General features: G+C 33.0%; 16 protein-coding genes. 6 read left to right on the top strand and 10 right to left on the bottom strand.

Going from position 1 to position 17,471, the window contains the following annotated elements:
- Positions 1–252: 252 nt before the first annotated feature.
- From arfB to ACSVH2_RS03625, 5 genes are read right to left on the bottom strand one after another with little or no spacing between them, the layout of a single operon-like run.
- Positions 253–654 (bottom strand): alternative ribosome rescue aminoacyl-tRNA hydrolase ArfB, encoded by a 402-nt coding sequence (gene arfB, locus ACSVH2_RS03645; RefSeq protein ID WP_438091797.1) that lies wholly within the window; start codon positions 652–654, stop codon positions 253–255.
- Positions 644–2,239: a DUF4301 family protein gene (locus tag ACSVH2_RS03640; protein ID WP_438091796.1), complete on the bottom strand. Its 1,596-nt coding sequence runs from the start codon at positions 2,237–2,239 to the stop codon at positions 644–646. Before ACSVH2_RS03640 ends, arfB begins: the two co-directional genes overlap by 11 nt.
- Entirely contained in the window at positions 2,218–2,823 is a 606-nt protein-coding gene (pnuC, locus tag ACSVH2_RS03635) for a nicotinamide riboside transporter PnuC (RefSeq protein ID WP_438091795.1), read from the bottom strand. Before pnuC ends, ACSVH2_RS03640 begins: the two co-directional genes overlap by 22 nt.
- A complete protein-coding gene (locus ACSVH2_RS03630) occupies positions 2,823–3,536 on the bottom strand; it encodes a geranylgeranylglyceryl/heptaprenylglyceryl phosphate synthase (protein ID WP_438091794.1) in 714 nt (237 codons plus the stop codon). Before ACSVH2_RS03630 ends, pnuC begins: the two co-directional genes overlap by 1 nt.
- A gap of 1 nt (position 3,537) precedes the next feature.
- Positions 3,538–4,179: a 4'-phosphopantetheinyl transferase family protein gene (locus tag ACSVH2_RS03625; RefSeq protein ID WP_438091793.1), complete on the bottom strand. Its 642-nt coding sequence runs from the start codon at positions 4,177–4,179 to the stop codon at positions 3,538–3,540.
- 137 nt (positions 4,180–4,316) lie between these two features.
- Between ACSVH2_RS03625 and ahcY the strand changes: the two genes are divergently transcribed.
- Together ahcY and ACSVH2_RS03615 are read left to right on the top strand one after the other, a co-directional pair.
- Positions 4,317–5,633, top strand: a complete 1,317-nt coding sequence (gene ahcY / locus ACSVH2_RS03620; RefSeq protein WP_438091792.1) for an adenosylhomocysteinase — start codon at positions 4,317–4,319, stop codon at positions 5,631–5,633.
- Positions 5,634–5,803: 170 nt separating this feature from the next.
- Complete coding sequence (locus tag ACSVH2_RS03615; RefSeq protein WP_438091791.1) at positions 5,804–8,128, top strand: patatin-like phospholipase family protein; 2,325 nt, start codon at positions 5,804–5,806, stop codon at positions 8,126–8,128.
- Between the two features lie 90 nt (positions 8,129–8,218).
- Here the strand turns inward: ACSVH2_RS03615 and rpmA are convergent, their stop codons facing one another.
- Together rpmA and rplU are read right to left on the bottom strand one after the other, a co-directional pair.
- Complete coding sequence (rpmA, locus tag ACSVH2_RS03610; RefSeq protein ID WP_438091790.1) at positions 8,219–8,479, bottom strand: 50S ribosomal protein L27; 261 nt, start codon at positions 8,477–8,479, stop codon at positions 8,219–8,221.
- 23 nt (positions 8,480–8,502) lie between these two features.
- The gene (gene rplU / locus ACSVH2_RS03605; protein WP_438091789.1) at positions 8,503–8,934 is read right to left on the bottom strand and encodes a 50S ribosomal protein L21; all 432 of its coding nucleotides are present in this window, start codon (positions 8,932–8,934) and stop codon (positions 8,503–8,505) included.
- A gap of 237 nt (positions 8,935–9,171) precedes the next feature.
- On the opposite strand from rplU, the gene ACSVH2_RS03600 reads away from it, so the two are divergent.
- Together ACSVH2_RS03600 and ACSVH2_RS03595 are read left to right on the top strand one after the other, a co-directional pair.
- Positions 9,172–10,524 (top strand): M16 family metallopeptidase, encoded by a 1,353-nt coding sequence (locus ACSVH2_RS03600; protein WP_438091788.1) that lies wholly within the window; start codon positions 9,172–9,174, stop codon positions 10,522–10,524.
- Between the two features lie 13 nt (positions 10,525–10,537).
- Complete coding sequence (locus ACSVH2_RS03595; RefSeq protein ID WP_438091787.1) at positions 10,538–12,592, top strand: M16 family metallopeptidase; 2,055 nt, start codon at positions 10,538–10,540, stop codon at positions 12,590–12,592.
- 51 nt (positions 12,593–12,643) lie between these two features.
- Here ACSVH2_RS03595 and ACSVH2_RS03590 read toward each other — a convergent pair whose 3' ends face one another.
- Positions 12,644–13,507, bottom strand: coding sequence for a DMT family transporter (locus ACSVH2_RS03590; protein WP_438091786.1), 864 nt, complete (start codon positions 13,505–13,507; stop codon positions 12,644–12,646).
- 109 nt (positions 13,508–13,616) lie between these two features.
- Here ACSVH2_RS03590 and ACSVH2_RS03585 point away from each other — a divergent pair, with 109 nt between their 5' ends.
- A complete protein-coding gene (locus ACSVH2_RS03585; protein WP_438091785.1) occupies positions 13,617–14,000 on the top strand; it encodes a heavy-metal-associated domain-containing protein in 384 nt (127 codons plus the stop codon).
- A gap of 69 nt (positions 14,001–14,069) precedes the next feature.
- Here ACSVH2_RS03585 and ACSVH2_RS03580 read toward each other — a convergent pair whose 3' ends face one another.
- Together ACSVH2_RS03580 and ACSVH2_RS03575 are read right to left on the bottom strand one after the other, a co-directional pair.
- The gene (locus ACSVH2_RS03580) at positions 14,070–14,417 is read right to left on the bottom strand and encodes a toxin-antitoxin system YwqK family antitoxin (RefSeq protein WP_438091784.1); all 348 of its coding nucleotides are present in this window, start codon (positions 14,415–14,417) and stop codon (positions 14,070–14,072) included.
- Between the two features lie 161 nt (positions 14,418–14,578).
- The gene (locus ACSVH2_RS03575) at positions 14,579–15,571 is read right to left on the bottom strand and encodes a TlpA family protein disulfide reductase (protein ID WP_438091783.1); all 993 of its coding nucleotides are present in this window, start codon (positions 15,569–15,571) and stop codon (positions 14,579–14,581) included.
- A 136-nt stretch (positions 15,572–15,707) separates the two neighbouring features.
- Here ACSVH2_RS03575 and aspS point away from each other — a divergent pair, with 136 nt between their 5' ends.
- Positions 15,708–17,462 carry an aspartate--tRNA ligase gene (aspS, locus tag ACSVH2_RS03570; protein ID WP_438091782.1) on the top strand — a complete coding sequence of 585 codons (1,755 nt, stop codon included), beginning with the start codon at positions 15,708–15,710 and terminating at the stop codon, positions 17,460–17,462.
- Positions 17,463–17,471: the final 9 nt, after the last annotated feature.

Raw genomic sequence — 17,471 nt, 5'->3', positions numbered from 1 at the left:
TTTACAAATAAAAAGAGGTAATTATTCTTTGTTAAAAATTAAAATGTTGTTTCCTGTGACAAAGTCAGCGTGCACTCTGTTTTGTCACTTTTCCCTAAACAGCATTACCTGTTCTAGGTTCATTGGGTATAATCTCAGCTCGTAATTTAGAGCACCCCTTTTGAGACAAGGCAAAGATAATTAAAGTATTAAGATTAGAGTATTAAGTATTAAGATTTTTTTGTCTTACTACTTTGTACTTGATACTTAATACTACAACTCTGGCTTTCTTCTATTCTGTTTAATTTCCGAAAGATTGCGTTTGGCTTTGATTCTTTTTTCTATAACAGAATGCGGAATTTTGGTGGCTTTTCTTTTCTTTGGAACTAGTAAAGACTTTGTAATCAATTCTAAAAAACGCTTCGTGACAATATCTTTATTGCGGAGTTGGCTTCTGTCTTCGTCACAGTTTATTATCAGTAAATTTTCGTTAGATAATTTGGAAGCCAGTTTGTTTGTAAGCAATTCCTTTTCCTCTTCTGTCAATGCATGTGAGGTATTCAAATCAAAAGTCAAAACTACTTTGGAGGAAACTTTATTCACATTTTGTCCGCCAGCACCAGAACTTCTAACCGCTTTGAATTGAAGTTCGGAAAGTAACACATCAGTTTTCATGTTGCGGTTGATGTGCAGGTTTTAATAAGTCGTTCACGGTTTTCACTGGATTGAAAGTCACTAGTGGCACTTCTACAAAAACGGTAATCCATTTTGCCATAGCACCATTCCAAAGTCCGGGAAGTTCGTATGATTTGAGTTCTTTCCCTTTGTTATTTTTATGAACAATAAAACCCATATTGTGATTTACAAATTGATCTAAATCAAATTTTTTACCTTTGTGATTTTTTGTGCTACAAACTAAATCAACAGGATTAAAATGGGTTGCTTTTGCTAAAATTTCGGCTTGTTTTGGATTCTGAATATCCACTTGAGAACTTTCTACAATTTGCAGTGTCAAATGTCCTTTTTCATTTCGAACCCAAAAAGGTCCGCCACCAGGTTCGCCTTCATTTTTTACCATGCCACAAACGCGAATGGGACGATTCAATTTGTTTTTTATCGATTCGACTTTATTCTCAAAAGTGTATTTATCAAAACCTTCATAGAATTTTATGTTCAATTTTTTGGTCATAAAATCAACAATATCGGGTAAATAACCTTCGTTTAACTCACCTGTTTCAATAGCTTTTACTATTGAGAAAACTTGGCTTTGCAAATCGATTAAAATTCCTCCTAATGCTTTTTTGTATAAGGTGGTTTCTTCAATATGGTTTTGGATTACGTTGTCAATATTTTTTATAAAAATAATATCGGCATCTAGATTTTTTAAATTTGTAATTAATGCGCCATGTCCTGCTGGTCTAAAAACCAATTTTCCATCTTCATTTCGCAAGGGTTTATTTTGTATATCAACGGCAATGGTATCTGTTGCTTTATCTTGATACGAAAACCTAACGTTTATAGATGTTCCTGATTTATTTTCCACTTTTGTCTTTACACTTTCAATGGTTTTCTTAAATAAATCTTCATGATTTTCCGAAATGGTAAAATGTAAATGCGAAACAGCATTTGCAGAAGCATAAAAAGCACATTCGTTCAAATGTTCCTCAACAGGTGTTGCCGTGTGCGTTGCATATTTATGAAAGTCTAAAACGCCTTTGGGTTTGTTAGCAAAATCAAAATGTTCTGATGCCAGCATGGTTTTAATGAAATGATAACTCTTTTCATGACTTTCTAAAGAATAATAATTGTCAACCAAAAGCTTAACTTTTGATTTGACTTGATCATAAAATGGGAATTTTTCAATTCCAGCTAAAAAAATGGGAAGGTTTTTATCTTTTTTCCTATTGATGTAGGCGTTTATAGTTTCGTTTTCTGGTTGAAATTCATTTAAAAATTCATTCAAAAACTTGAACATCCTACTAGCTGCACCAGAAGCAGGAACAAATTTTTTGAGTTTTAAAGAGTTTCTTTTGGTATCAAAAGTGGTCGCGAAATTTTGAAATTCTGCATTAGACAACTTTATAATACCGTCATTTATTGTCGCTGGTTTATCCAAAGTTACTTTGGGGATTCCTGCTTCAAAAATGGAAAGTTCATTGGCGATTTTTGACAACGAAATGCCATGACCTTTGATTTGCTCAAAATCATGTTCTGTGAAACCTTTATTTTTCAATATCTCTATTGCAATTTTTTCTTCCATTCTAGATAGCCATAAATGGCAATAATTGTAAAAATTAAATATTGAATACTCGTAAACGAATATCCTTTGACAAAATACATGGGAATTGAAATAAAATCACCTATTATCCATAAAATCCAATTCTCTATTTTTCGCCGCGCCATAAGCCACATTCCCACAAAGAAAATACCCGTCACTAGAGTATCTACATAAGATGTCCAGTGGGTAAATTTATCAAAAAATGTGTAAACGGCGGCTACAAATCCTATTGTTAACACAAAAATGATTAATGACCATTTCTTTTCTGACAAAGTCATTCTTGAAATGGGAAATTCTACTACATTATCTTTTTTTCGGGTCCAATGATACCAACCATAAATACTCATGACAACATAATAAAAATTAATCATCATATCGCCTAGCAATGACCATTTCCAAAGCAAATACACATAAATAGCCGTATTGATAATTCCCGTTGGAAATACCCAAATGATATCTTTTTTGGCAAACCAAACACTCAACAAACCAAAAAGTATAGCCGTAACTTCTAGTGCAATTTCATAGGTTGGATAATTCTTATATTGAGAAAATAGAAACTCGAGCATTAGTCAAAAAAGTTTATGTCATTTTCAAAAGCTGTTCCAATAACTACCATATCTGCACCGGCATTGAAGGCATCATCTATAGCTTTTTTTGAACGAATACCACCACCAACAATCAAAGGAATCGAAATTCTCTTAGCTACATTTGAAATCATTTCCAAAGGAACGGCATTTTTTGCACCACTTCCCGCTTCGAGATAAATTAATTTGTTGCCTATTAGTTCTCCCGCTTTGGCGGTTTGTGAAACATAATCGTGATTGTTTCTGTCTAAGGGTTTGGTTTTACTGACACGTTCTACGGCAGTTTCGCCTCCACTTTCGATGAGAATATAACCTGTGGAAATAATTTCTAAAGCTGTTTTTTCCAAAACAGGAACCGAATCTACTTGGTGTTCAATTAAATAATCTGGATTTCGTCCTGAAAGTAATTGTAAAAATAAAATTCCATCTGCTTCTGCGGAAATTTGCTTTGAATTTCCTGGGAAAAGTAAAATCGGTAATTGGGTGTTTCGCTTTAAAATCCTTATCAAATCGCATAAATGGTTTCCATTAAAAGAACTTCCACCAACGAAAATGTGTGTAGCTGGCGATTGATTTATTTTTAAAACTAATTCTTTTGCTTGTTCCAAATCTAATTTGTCTGGATCAAGAAGAATGGCAACTAGTTTTTTATGCTGAGATTTTGCGCTAAGAATATTCTGGTAGATAGCTTTCATATTATTTTTCAAGCGAAACTGAATTAAAAGCACAAACAAAAACATACTCTTCGATGAAATCAAAAAGAATGTCAAAGTATTCTACTGTTTTGTTAAATCGCAATTCTGCAGTACAATTTTTGTCTGTTAACGAAAAATCGTGTTCGAAAATATGATCGGGAAAACTAATGCCTTTTTCGTTTTTGATTTTAAAAACCGCTTCTTTTATTCCCCAAACCACTGTTGCTTTCTGTATTTGCTCGTCGTGTGATAGATTTTCGAGATGAGAAATTTCCATGAAACGAGGAGCTATTTTTAAAGTTTTCTCTTTTCTGATTTCTAAATCAATCCCAATAATGACATCACTTATAGTTATGGCTGAAAAATCATGAGAATGGGAAATGGAAATATGCTTTCCATCTTTCAAATGTGGTTTTCCAAATTCGTCGTAATACAAATCAAAATCAGTATAACCTGCTTCCATCAAAAGTCTCCTAACACTTAAAAAACCTTTTTGATGTGCCTCGGATTTCATAGTATTTAATCGTGCTATCGAAACTTCATTTAGTGGTACACTATGAAAAAGTTCCTCGAAGGTTTCTGTTATTTTCCAAACAAAAACTTTGGTGAAATCGTTTAATGCTATGATTTTGAGTAAAGGCATGGGCAAAAATAAATTATCTAATTGTATTTCAGAAAATTAAGGAGTTGAACAATTCACAAAAAAGCTAAAAACCCTTTTTTAATTCTATCTTATTGTGTAGTTTTGCAAAAATTTTAGCTAATATAAATATTTTATACATGAGTACACAAACTTTACCATTTGTAGCTTACAAAGTTAAGGACATTAACTTGGCAGCTTGGGGAAGAAAAGAGATTGAACTAGCGGAAGCTGAAATGCCAGGATTAATGGCGCTTCGTGCAGAATATGGCGCAAGCCAACCGTTAAAAGGAGCACGTATTGCAGGTTGTCTTCACATGACAATACAAACTGCTGTTCTTATAGAAACATTAATTGCCCTTGGAGCAGAAGTTACTTGGTCATCTTGTAACATATTCTCTACACAAGATCAAGCTGCTGCTGCAATCGCTGCTGCAGGAATTCAAGTGTATGCTTGGAAAGGTTTGGACGAAGAATCTTTTGATTGGTGTATTGAGCAAACGTTGTTCTTTGGTGAAGATAGAAAACCTTTAAACATGATTTTGGATGATGGTGGTGATTTAACAAATATGGTTTTTGATCGTTACCCAGAATTAATTTCTGGAATTAAAGGTCTTTCAGAAGAAACTACAACCGGAGTTCACCGTTTGTACGAAAGAATGAAAAACGGAACGTTATTCATGCCAGCCATCAATGTAAACGACTCAGTTACTAAATCTAAATTTGACAACAAATACGGTTGTAAAGAATCGGCAGTTGATGCGGTTCGTCGTGCAACTGATATTATGTTGGCTGGAAAAAGAGTAGTTGTTTGTGGATATGGTGACGTTGGAAAAGGAACTGCGGCTTCTTTCCGTGGTGCTGGTTCTATTGTTACAGTTACCGAAATTGATCCAATTTGTGCTTTACAAGCTGCAATGGACGGTTTTGAAGTCAAAAAATTAAATACTGTTGTAGCAAATGCTGATATTATTATCACCACAACAGGAAATAAAGATATCGTTATGGGAAGCCATTTTGAACAAATGAAAGACAAAACAATCGTTTGTAATATTGGTCACTTTGATAACGAAATTGATATGGCTTGGTTGAACAAAAACCACGGTGCATCTAAAGTTGAAATCAAACCACAAGTTGATAAATATACCATCGCTGGAAAAGACATTCTTATCTTAGCTGAAGGTCGATTAGTAAACTTAGGTTGTGCAACAGGTCACCCAAGTTTTGTAATGAGTAACTCTTTTACTAACCAAACTTTGGCTCAAATCGAGTTGTGGACTAACAGTGCCGCTTATAAAAACGAAGTGTATATGTTACCTAAACATTTAGATGAAAAAGTAGCTGCTTTACACTTAGCTAAATTAGGTGTTGAATTGGAAACTTTAAATGACGAACAAGCTGCTTATATTGGTGTTGACGTTCAAGGACCATTTAAACCAGAGTATTATAGATACTAGTATCAAGATTTAAGTACTAAGTATTAAGACTAAAACCCTTACAGTAATGTGAGGGTTTTTTGATTTAAAAAAGGATTTTTTATTTCAGAAATTCAAAAAAAACTGTATCTTAGATAAACATTTAAATAGTTTTATTTAAATCATTTAACAAGAAAAAAATAAACAAAGTCATGAAAAAGAATATACCCCTATTACTCTTTCTTTCCTTTTTCTTTTTTATTACTCAATTAAATTTTGCTCAAGAAAAAAAACCTAAAGTTGTTTTAGTTTTAAGTGGTGGTGGAGCAAAAGGTGTTGCGCATATTCCTCTTTTACAGGCGTTAGATTCGTTACATATTGTTCCTGACTTAATAGTAGGAAATAGTATGGGAAGCGTTATGGGTGGTTTGTATGCCATGGGATATTCTGGAGATAGTATTGCAAAATTGATAAAAGTTGCCGAATGGGATAAATTACTCGGTGGTGCAATTTCGCTAGAAAAAGTGAGTGTTGAAGAAAAAAGTGAATTTGGAAGATATTTGGTAGGTTTGGATATTAAAAATGGCAAACCAAAACCCGTGAGTTCGTTGTTGAGCGATCAAAATCTTAGACAATATTTATCTGAATTAACACATCCTGTTTATAAAATAAAGGATTTTGACCAACTTCCTATTCCTTTTAGGGCATTGGCTACAGATTTAGTCACTGGGCAGGAAGTTGTAATAGATAAAGGAAATCTTGCTACTGCAATTAGAGCAAGTATGTCTTTACCTGCTGTTTTCAATGCTGTTCCTTTTGACGGAACATTACTTGTTGATGGTGGAGTTGTCAATAATTTTCCAACTGATATTGCCAAAAAATTAGGTGCAGACATAATTATAGGAAGCGATGTTGGTGGAGGAATGGAACCTATTGACAAATTAGACAATTTTGTTTCTGTTTTAGTTCAAACAAGTATGCTAGTCAGTAACGTTAAAAACCCCGAAAAAAGGGAACTCTGCGATATTTTGGTAGACCACTTACCTAATTTAACCTATTCAACAGGAGATTTTGACAAGAGCAATATAATTTATGAAGAAGGTAAAATTGCTACTAAAGAAAATATTAAAAAATTAGCCAGTTTGGCTGAAAAATTAAAAGGATTTAAACAACGCACACACGAACTTCCAAAAACAGATAAAGAATTTGCTTTAGACACCATTATTTTTAAAAATGTTAGTAAAGATAATTTAGACCTTGTAATGGCAAGAACCAATATTAAGGAAGAAACAAAATACACTACTAATGATATTGCTCAAGGAATAGATAGAGCCATGGGTACTAATTTATTTAGTCGAATAAACCAATACACTTCAAATGATGGAGATAAAATAAGATTGGAATTAGATTGTCAAGAACACTCAAAAAATCAAGTAAACGCCTCTCTTCATTATGACACTTACAGAGGTGTCGGAATGATTTTGAATTATACCGCTAGAAATGTATTTGGTAAGTCATCTCGTATGCTATTAACTGCAGATATTGCAGAACAACCAAGAATGCGTATCGATTATCAGAAGATTTTCGGGAAAAATAAAGATTGGTGGTTTGGATCTGAAATGTATGGCGAAAAATTAATACAAGCTTTCTTTATTGATGGTAATCTTGCAGAAGATATGAAATACGATTCGTTTCAGTTTAACAATCAAATAAATAAAAACATAAATTCGATGAAAAGCTATATGGGAATTGGTTTAAACTATCAATATACCTATTTAAGACCTAAAACAAATCCTGAAGTTAGTGAAAATCTATTTTTAATAAATAGTTATTATTTCAACAATATTGAGCTTAATGTTCATTACTCCTACAATGATTTAAATAAAGTTTTCTTTGCAACAACTGGCTCAATTTTGCAGGCAACTGTTAGTCGCTCTTTACTGCATGACATTGATTATAATTTTGCAGAAGTTTCGACACAAAGTATCAATGGCGAAACAAATGGCTTTACCAAACTGAATGTAAATTGTGAAAAAAGACATCCAATAAACAAAAAAATTTCAGCACTTTTTGGCGCTACTACAGCATTCATTTTTGATGATCCGTTAAAATCAGGTCAAGTTTCCTTTTCGGAATATGGCTATGCAGCCAAATATTTTTTAGGCGGAACCGTTTTAAATCCTGGAAACAACAGTTATTTATTTGCTGGAATATATGATGACGAATTAAATGTTTCACAAATTATGAAACTAAATTTAGGCGTTCAAACCAATCCTTTTGGTAGTATTTTTATAACTCCTCATTTTGATATAGCATCAATTGGCTATGGGCCATTTAATGAGTATATAAAAGATGCATTTTCTCCAAGAGGAGATTGGCAAGATAGAACTAAAACCAGTTTATTACTTTCTGGCGGAGGAACATTAGCATACAACTCCATATTAGGACCAATTACATTTGATGCTTCATGGGTAAACGATATTAACAAAGTGAGATTGTTTTTCAGCATCGGATTTGTTTTTAATCCTGCAGATTGATAGAAATTTTTATTTTCCACAAAAATTTTTATTAAACAAAAAACCCGTTCACTTTAGTAAACGGGTTTTGAATTTTAACGAGCGTAATTCTTATGCTTCGAATGGAACTATAGAAACAAAAGATTTGTTATCTCCTTTTTTCTGAAATTTCACTACACCAGCAACTTTTGCATGCAAAGTATGATCTTTACCCATGTAAACGTTTTCTCCTGGATTATGCTTAGAACCTCTTTGTCTAACGATGATGTTTCCAGGAATTGCTGCCTGACCACCAAAAATCTTAACGCCTAAACGTTTTGATTCTGATTCTCTACCATTTTTAGAACTACCGACACCTTTCTTGTGAGCCATGACGTATAAGTTTTATATTGTTATTAATCTTGTGTATCTTCTTTTTTAGCTTTTGGCGCTTTTTTTACTTTTGGAGCTTCTACAGCTACATCAGTAACTTCTGCTTCAACAACAGCTTTTTTTGGTGCTGCTTTTTTAGCACCTGTAGCAGAAATACCTTCAATCACGATTTGTGTTAAAGACTGTCTGTGTCCATTTCTTTTTTTGTAACCTTTTCTTCTTTTCTTTTTGAAAACGATTACCTTGTCTCCTTTTAAGTGTTGTAACACTTTGGCTTCTACTGAAGCACCTTCTATAGCTGGGGCGCCTAAAGTAATGTTTCCATTATCATCTAATAAAAGAACTTTGTCAAAAGAAACTTTTGAACCTTCTTCATTAGTCAAACGGTGAACATAAACCTTTAAGTCTTTGCTTACTTTAAATTGTTGCCCTGCTATCTCTACGATTGCGTACATAACAATGATGTTTAATTAATTATTAAATCCCGACTTTTCGGGTTGCAAATATACTATTATTTGTTTTACTCACAACTCTTTACAAAAAAAAAAATTTCGCGCCCTTTTAGATGCTTCACAAAGTGTTAAGAAATTTTAAAATTTTAATCTTGCTTAATAAAAAAAAGTACTTTTGATGTAACAAATTAACCCTTTAGTTTACTAACACGAAAACTAAACAAAAAATTTTTATTTTTTATGAAAAATTCACTAATCGCTTTAAGTTCATTGCTTATGCTTGGAGGAACAGCACATGCCCAAAAGGTAGCTTTTGAGGAGTACGATTTACCAAATGGTATGCATGTTATTTTACACAATGACCCATCTGCTCCTGTTGTAATTACATCTGTGATGTATCACGTAGGTTCAAAAGATGAAAACCCAGAAAGAACAGGTTTTGCTCACTTTTTTGAACACTTATTATTCGAAGGAACAGAAAACATTAAAAGAGGAGAATGGTTCAAAATTGTAACTTCAAACGGTGGAACTAATAATGCAAATACTACTGATGACAGAACATACTATTTTGAAGTTTTCCCATCTAATAACACTGAATTAGGATTGTGGATGGAATCTGAAAGATTAATGCATCCAGTAATCAATCAAATAGGTGTTGATACTCAAAACGAAGTAGTAAAAGAAGAAAAAAGACTACGTGTTGACAACCAACCTTATGGAAACCTAATTGCTGAGGTTAAAAAGAACATGTTCAAAAATCATCCATATCGTTGGGCTACTATTGGCTCAATGGAACATTTAGACGCTGCAACTTTACAAGAATTTCAAGAGTTTAACAAGAAGTTTTATTCTCCAAACAATGCAGTTTTAGTAGTGGCTGGACAAATCGATATTAAACAAACGAAAGCTTGGATTGAAAAATATTTTGGCCCAATTCCTAGAGGAGTTGAATTAAAAAAACAAACTTTTACTGAAGAACCAATTACTCAAACAATTCGTGCTTCATATGAAGACCCAAACATTCAAAAAGAAATGGTTGTTGCTTCATACAGAACACCATCTATGAAAACAAGAGATGCTAGAATTTTAGATATGATTTCTACTTATTTAAGTAATGGGAAAAGTTCAAAATTGTACAAAAAAATTGTAGATGAGAAAAAAATGGCATTACAAATTGGTGCTTTCAATTACACTCAAGAAGATTATGGTTTGTATATTCTTTATGGATTACCACAAGGAGAAAACACTTCAGTAGATTTACTTAGAGAAATAGATGAAGAAATCGTAAAACTTCAAACGAATTTGATTTCTGAAAATGATTATCAAAAACTACAAAATATTTATGAAAGTAATTATGTAGATAATAATTCAAGCGTAGAAGGTGTTGCAGAAAATTTAGCAACTTTTTATTTATTGTATGGCGATGTTAATTTAATTAATACCGAAATAGAGATGTATCGTTCTATCACACGTGAAGAAATTAGAGATGTTGCAAAAAAATATTTAAATCCTAATCAACGTTTGATATTGGATTATGTTCCTGCAAAAGACAAAGCAGACCTAAACAATAATGAACAAGCTAAGCAAAATTAATAAAATCAAGAAAATGAAAAAATCAATTATAGTATTATCAAGCTTGTTTTTAACTTTAACTATGCAAGCACAAGACAGAACGCAACCAAAACCTGGTCCTGCACCTAAAATAAACATCAAAAAACCAGAAACTTTCTCCTTGCCAAATGGGTTAAAAGTTCTAGTTGTTGAAAACCATAAATTACCAAGAGTAGCATACAGTCTAACTTTAGACAATATGCCCTATGCTGAAGGTAACAAAAAAGGTGTTGATGATTTAACGAGCAGTTTAATTGGAAACGGATCTACAAAAACAACTAAAGATGCTTTCAATGAAGAAGTAGATTTTCTTGGAGCAAATATCAACTTCTATTCTTCTGGTGCATCAGCAAGTGGTTTATCTAAACATGCAAAAAGAGTTATGGAATTAATGGCTGAAGGTGCCTTAATGCCAAACTTCACTCAAGAAGAATTTGACAAAGAAAGAGAAAAATTAATCGAAGGTTTAAAGACCCAAGAAAAAAGCGTTACCGCAGTGGCTGGTAGAGTTGAAAAAGTGTTGGCTTTTGGCAAAAATCACCCATCTGGAGAATACTTATCAGAGGAAACAATCAATAATGTTACCCTTGAAGACATTAAAAATAATTACAAAACCTATTTTGTGCCTGAAAATGCCTATTTGGTTATTGTAGGTGATGTTAAGACTAAAGAGGTTAAGAAAATGGTAGAAAAACTATTTGGAAAATGGGCGAAAGCTTCAGCGCCAAAATTGACCTATCCAAATCCTGTTAATGTTGCATCTACACAAATTAATTTTGTGGACATGCCCAATGCGGTTCAATCAGAAATTACTCTTTTGAATACTGTAAATTTAAAGGTATCTGACCCTGATTATTTCCCAGTTATCTTGGCAAACCAAGTATATGGTGGTGATTTCAACAGTTATTTGAACATGAACCTAAGAGAAGCTCACGGCTGGACATATGGCGCACGTTCAAGTGTTGGTTTTGACAAAAACCTTTATAGCGAATTTAGAGCAAATACTCAGGTGAGAAACGCTGTTACTGATAGCGCTGTTGTAGAAGCTTTGAAAGAATTGAAAAAAATCAGAACAGAAAAAGTTTCTGAAGAAATTTTAAATAACGTAAAAGCAGGTTATATTGGTCGTTTTGTTATGCAAGTTGAAAAACCTGCTACTGTAGCTCGTTATGCTTTAAACATTCAAACCGAAGGATTACCAGCAGATTTTTATGAAAACTACATCAAAAATATCAATGCTGTTACTCCGGATGATGTTATGAGAGTGGCAAATAAATATTTCTTAGCTGATAATTTAAGAATTCTAGTTGTTGGAAAAGGTTCGGAAGTGCTTTCAGGATTAGAAAGTAGAAAAATACCAATATCATACTTTGATAAATTTGGTAATCCTACAGAAAAACCTGTGATGAAAAAACCAGTTCCTGCTGGAGTTACTGTAAAAACAGTTATTGATAATTATGTAGCTGCAATTGGTGGAGACAAAGCAATTAAAACAGTTAAATCGGTTTCTATGGTTGGTTCAACAACTATTCCACAAGCACCAGCACCTTTATCCTATACATCAAAAGTAGATTCAAAAGGAAGATTGGCCGTTGAACTTTCAATGGCAGGCATGGGTTCATTAATGAAGCAAGTGGTAAACGGAAACACTGGATACATGATGCAACAAGGTCAGAAAAAAGTTTTGGAAGGTAAAGAATTGGCAAAAGTGAAAGAAAGTGCTGTTTTGTTTAGTGAAACTTCATTAGCTACAAAACCAGGAGTTACTATTTCTGGAATTGAACCAATGAATGGAAGCGATGCTTATGCTGTTGTTGACGGGGATACTATTTATTACTTTGATGTAAAAACTGGTCTAAAAATAGCAGAGTCAACTACCGAAGAACAAGGTGGACAAAAAATGACAAGAGTTACAAGCTTCAATGATTATAGAGATGTAAAAGGAGTGAAACTTCCTTTCAACCAAATCATGAATGTAGGTTTTGAATTGGACATTAAAATGTCTGAAGTAAAAATCAACGAAGGAGTTTCTGATGCTGATTTTCAATAGTAAATCCTAAAATAAATTTTATAAAAAGATCACTAGAAATAGTGGTCTTTTTTATTTTTTGCTCGAAAGGTAAACACCAATAAGTATAATAAATGCTCCTAAAAATTGTACTGGAGTTAACATTTCACTATCTAACAATCCCCAAAAAAAAGCAACTACAGGAATTAAATAAGTTACCGATGTAGCAAAAACTGGTGAGGAAATTTGTATCAATTTATAAAAAAGAATATTGGCAATTCCAGTGCCAACAATTCCTAAAACGGCTACAAATAGCATGGCATGAGTAACGCTCTCGAGATGGATTATAGCAAAGAAATCTGTAAAAAATAAAATAAGCAACGCAGGAAACAACATCACCAAAAAATTACCAGTGGTAATAGAAAGTGGTTTTATATCTGATAAATATTTCTTTATAAAGTTTACATTCATCGCATAACAAATGGATGCTATTATGATCAAAATGGTATAATAATTCTGATTGGGATGATTCATCGCTCCATTAAAAATCAGTAAAATAGTGCCTGATAATCCAACAATAACACCAAATATCTGAGTTCGCTTAAAATCCAATCCAAAAACCAATGCACCAAGAATTAAGGTATTTAAAGGTGTCAAAGAATTTAATATAGAACTGACCGAACTATTAATTTGTGTTTGAGCAATGGCAAAAAGGTATGCTGGAATAAAAGTGCCAAATAAGGAAGTTAACGCTATATATTTCCATTTGCCCTGAGGAATTGTTGCTAAACTTTTAAATCCTATGATTAAAAGAAATAATGCACAAAAAATAATGCGCAATGATCCCAACTCAAATGGATTTAGCGCTACTAATCCTTTCTTTATTAATATGAAAGAACTACCCCAAATCAGGGCAAGAACAATCAGTATTATCCATTTTAATTGCTTTGATACCATTAGTATATTATTTTTTAAATTTTGTAAAAATTTTAAGAATCAACAGTTTAATTTTTCAATACTTTTGTACTTTAATTTGAAGGTCAAAATAACTTTAAAAAATATAATTATGAATTTTACCAAATCTTTACTAACACTTGCCTTCGCCTCTTCTTTACTATTAAGTTGTAAAGATAGCGCAAGTAAACCTCTTCCTAAAAATTTAAAAGAAACTTCAGCTCAAGAACAAAAAACAAATGCTGTTGCGGTCAAACCAGAAACAGCTAGTTTCAAAATAGAAGGAATGACTTGTGCTATGGGTTGTGCTAAAACTATTGAAACCAAATTATCAAAAATGGATGGTGTTCAAAAAGCGGTCGTTGATTTTGATAAAAAAGAGGCAACTGTATCTTTTGATGCTTCTGTATTAACCTCAGAAAAACTTATTGAAGCGGTAGAGACTACTGGTGATGGAGCTACCTATAAAGTAGCTGGTATAAAAACAAAATCTTAATACTGGTTAAGTTAAAATAAAAAAGGAACTCAAAATTGAGTTCCTTTTTTTATGAATTAGAATTAACTATTAATTTCTATTTACAATAGCATCTTGTTTCCAGCTTTTTACTGTAGCGACTCTGCTATCTGAATAATCAACTTCGCTTAAAGAGGTATTATTCCAAAAAAACCATTTTCCGGTTTTTTGACCATTAGTATATTCAGCCATTGACGATTTATTTCCGTTTTCATCAAACGCAATCCATTGTCCTTCTAATTTACCATCTTTAAAATATCCTTGTTGCTGAATTTTACCGTTTTCGTGGTAATATGTAGCTTTCACTAATTTTCCTTCTTGTTCTAAAACAGGTTTAGCAGTTTGGGCAAATGCAAATCCTGATATCAAAAACGCTCCTAAAAATACTATCTTTCTCATAATCGTAGGTTTATTTGTTTATTATTACTTAACAAAGATACATTTTATTTTACATTAAAAAAACTTTTTCTTAACAATTTGGTAACATTGAATAAAATTTAACATTTGAAAATAAAAAAACCACGCCGAAGCATGGTTTTAAAAGTAAGTTTAAAGCGTATTTACTTCAATAAACTGTCTAGTTGTTCTAATAGTTTTGGGTTGGATGGACGTTTTGCATCGGCATCAACTATAATTCCATTAGGATCTAATAATATAAATCGCGGAATAGAATTTATTCCAAAAGCGGTAATAAAATCGGAGTTCCAATTTTTATCAGCATATAATTGAGTTCCTCCTAACGCCTTGTCGGTTACAAATGTTTTCCATTTTTCATGATCTTTATCTACATCTACAGAGATACTCACAAATTCAATATTTTTCCCGTGATATTTTTCTTCCGCTGCTTTCAAAAAAGGGATTTCAGCTCTACACGGTCCACACCAAGTTGCCCAAACATCAATATAAACATATTTCCCTTTCATACTTTCAAGAGAAGTCTTTCCTCCTTTATGATTTTCATAATCAAAAGTAGGCGCTTTGGAACTGTTTAGTTTTCTATTGGCAGCAATTTTCGTGTAATACTGTTGCAATCCAACAAAATTCATTTCTAACTCTTTTTTGTAGGTTGAAACAAAAACTGGGTCAAGTTCTGCTTTATCCAATCTTTCGAAATCAGCTTTCTTTTTTTCTTCAACGCCTTTTTTAAATACCTCTTCTTCGGCGGCTAACAAATTTTCATAGTTGAATTTTTCTTCAAGCAAAGCAGCTTCCGCCATATAATTATTTTCTTTTGCGCCTTTGCCTTTGAATTTAATGGTTTCATCAAATGCCGATGCATCCATGGTCATTTTTAAATCATAACCATTTTTTAAAAATAATCGACCATATTCCACACCGTCAAATAATTGATACATTCCTTCTTTAACTGGAAAAGTGGCTTTAAAAACGCCTTTGCTATCCACTTTTATTTCCTGAAGAGTAGTGTTTCCTTGTTTGATGTAAATTACATCGCCATTTTTATTAGTTATATCAGCCTGAAAAGTCATGCTTTCCTGAGAAATGACAACCGTTGAGAACGCCAACATGAATAGAAAACTAAATAATTTTTTCATAATTATATTTTTAAATTTTTTTCGAAGTCAAATATACTTTTTTCTTATTTACAAATTATAAATTCAATAACTTGATTTCAATTTTAACGCATATTATTGGTTTTAATTTTTTTACTTTTGCAAAAAAATTATTCTAATGTATAGAAGTCATAATTGTGGCGAATTAAACGCCACACATATTAATAAGGAAGTAACACTTGCTGGTTGGGTTCAAAAATCAAGAGACAAAGGATTTATGGTTTGGGTTGATTTGCGCGACCGTTACGGAGTAACGCAATTGATTTTTGACGAACAACGCACTGAAAAAACCGTTTTCGAAAAAGCAAAATCTCTCGGAAGAGAATTTGTAATTCAAGTAAAAGGAACTGTTATTGAGCGTGAGTCAAAAAACGCAAATATGTCAACTGGCGATGTTGAAATTTTAGTTTCCGAATTTAATATTTTAAATGCTGCTTTAACGCCTCCTTTTACTATTGAAGATGAAACCGATGGCGGTGAAGACATTAGAATGAAATACCGTTACCTAGATATTCGTAGAAATCCAGTAAAAAACTCGTTACTTTTCCGTCACAAAGTAGCTATGGAAGTACGTAAATATTTATCTGATTTAGACTTCTGTGAAGTAGAAACTCCTTATTTAATTAAATCAACTCCAGAAGGCGCAAGAGATTTCGTAGTGCCAAGCCGCATGAATGAAGGACAGTTTTATGCATTGCCACAATCACCACAAACGTTTAAACAATTATTGATGGTTGGCGGTATGGATAAATATTTTCAAATCGTGAAATGTTTCCGGGACGAAGATTTACGTGCTGACAGACAACCAGAGTTTACACAAATCGATTGTGAAATGGCATTTGTGGAACAAGAAGATATTCTAAATGTTTTCGAAGGTTTAACTCGTCACTTACTCAAAGAAATAAAAGGTGTTGATGTTGCAGAATTCCCAAGAATTACCTATGATTACGCCATGAAAACCTACGGAAATGACAAACCAGACATTCGTTTTGAAATGAAATTTGGTGAGTTAAATTCTGTTGCCCAACACAAAGATTTTCCGGTTTTTAATGCTGCAGAATTAGTGGTTGGAATTGCTGCTCCAGGTTGTGCTTCTTATACAAGAAAAGAAATCGATGCCCTAATTGATTGGGTAAAACGTCCACAAGTTGGAGCTTCAGGAATGGTTTATGTAAAATGTGAAGAAGATGGAACATTCAAATCATCAGTAGATAAATTCTATGATCAAGAAGATTTGAAAAAATGGAGCGAAATCACCAATGCAAAACCTGGCGATTTGATTTTAGTGCTTTCTGGAAATGCTGATAAAACTAGAACTCAACTTTCGGCTTTACGCATGGAAGTTGCTACAAGATTAGGTTTAAGAAAACCCGAAGAATTTGCGCCACTATGGGTTGTAGATTTCCCATTACTAGAATGGGATGAGGAAAGTGGTCGTTATCATGCTATGCACCATCCTTTTACCTCTCCAAAACCCGAAGACATGAAACTAATAGACACTGATCCAGGGAGAGTTCGAGCGAATGCTTATGATATGGTATTGAACGGAAACGAAATTGGCGGTGGTTCTATTCGTATTCATGATAGAGATTTACAAAGTCGAATGTTTACTTTACTAGGTTTTTCTCCAGAACAAGCGCAAGATCAATTCGGTTTCTTAATGAATGCGTTCCAATTTGGTGCGCCACCACATGGCGGCTTAGCCTTTGGATTAGACAGATTAGTAGCCATTCTTGGTGGTCAAGAAACGATACGTGATTTTATTGCTTTCCCAAAAAACAACTCCGGAAGAGATGTAATGATTGATGCACCGTCACTAATTGATGAGGCACAATTGCAAGAATTGCATATCAAATTGGATTTGTTGCCATAAATATCATAT

The sequence above is a fragment of the Flavobacterium sp. RSB2_4_14 genome (assembly GCF_051547085.1).
Lineage (GTDB): Bacteria > Bacteroidota > Bacteroidia > Flavobacteriales > Flavobacteriaceae > Flavobacterium.
The sequence above is the reverse complement of the archived record's forward strand: the minus strand, read 5'-3'. Positions and strand labels throughout refer to the sequence as shown.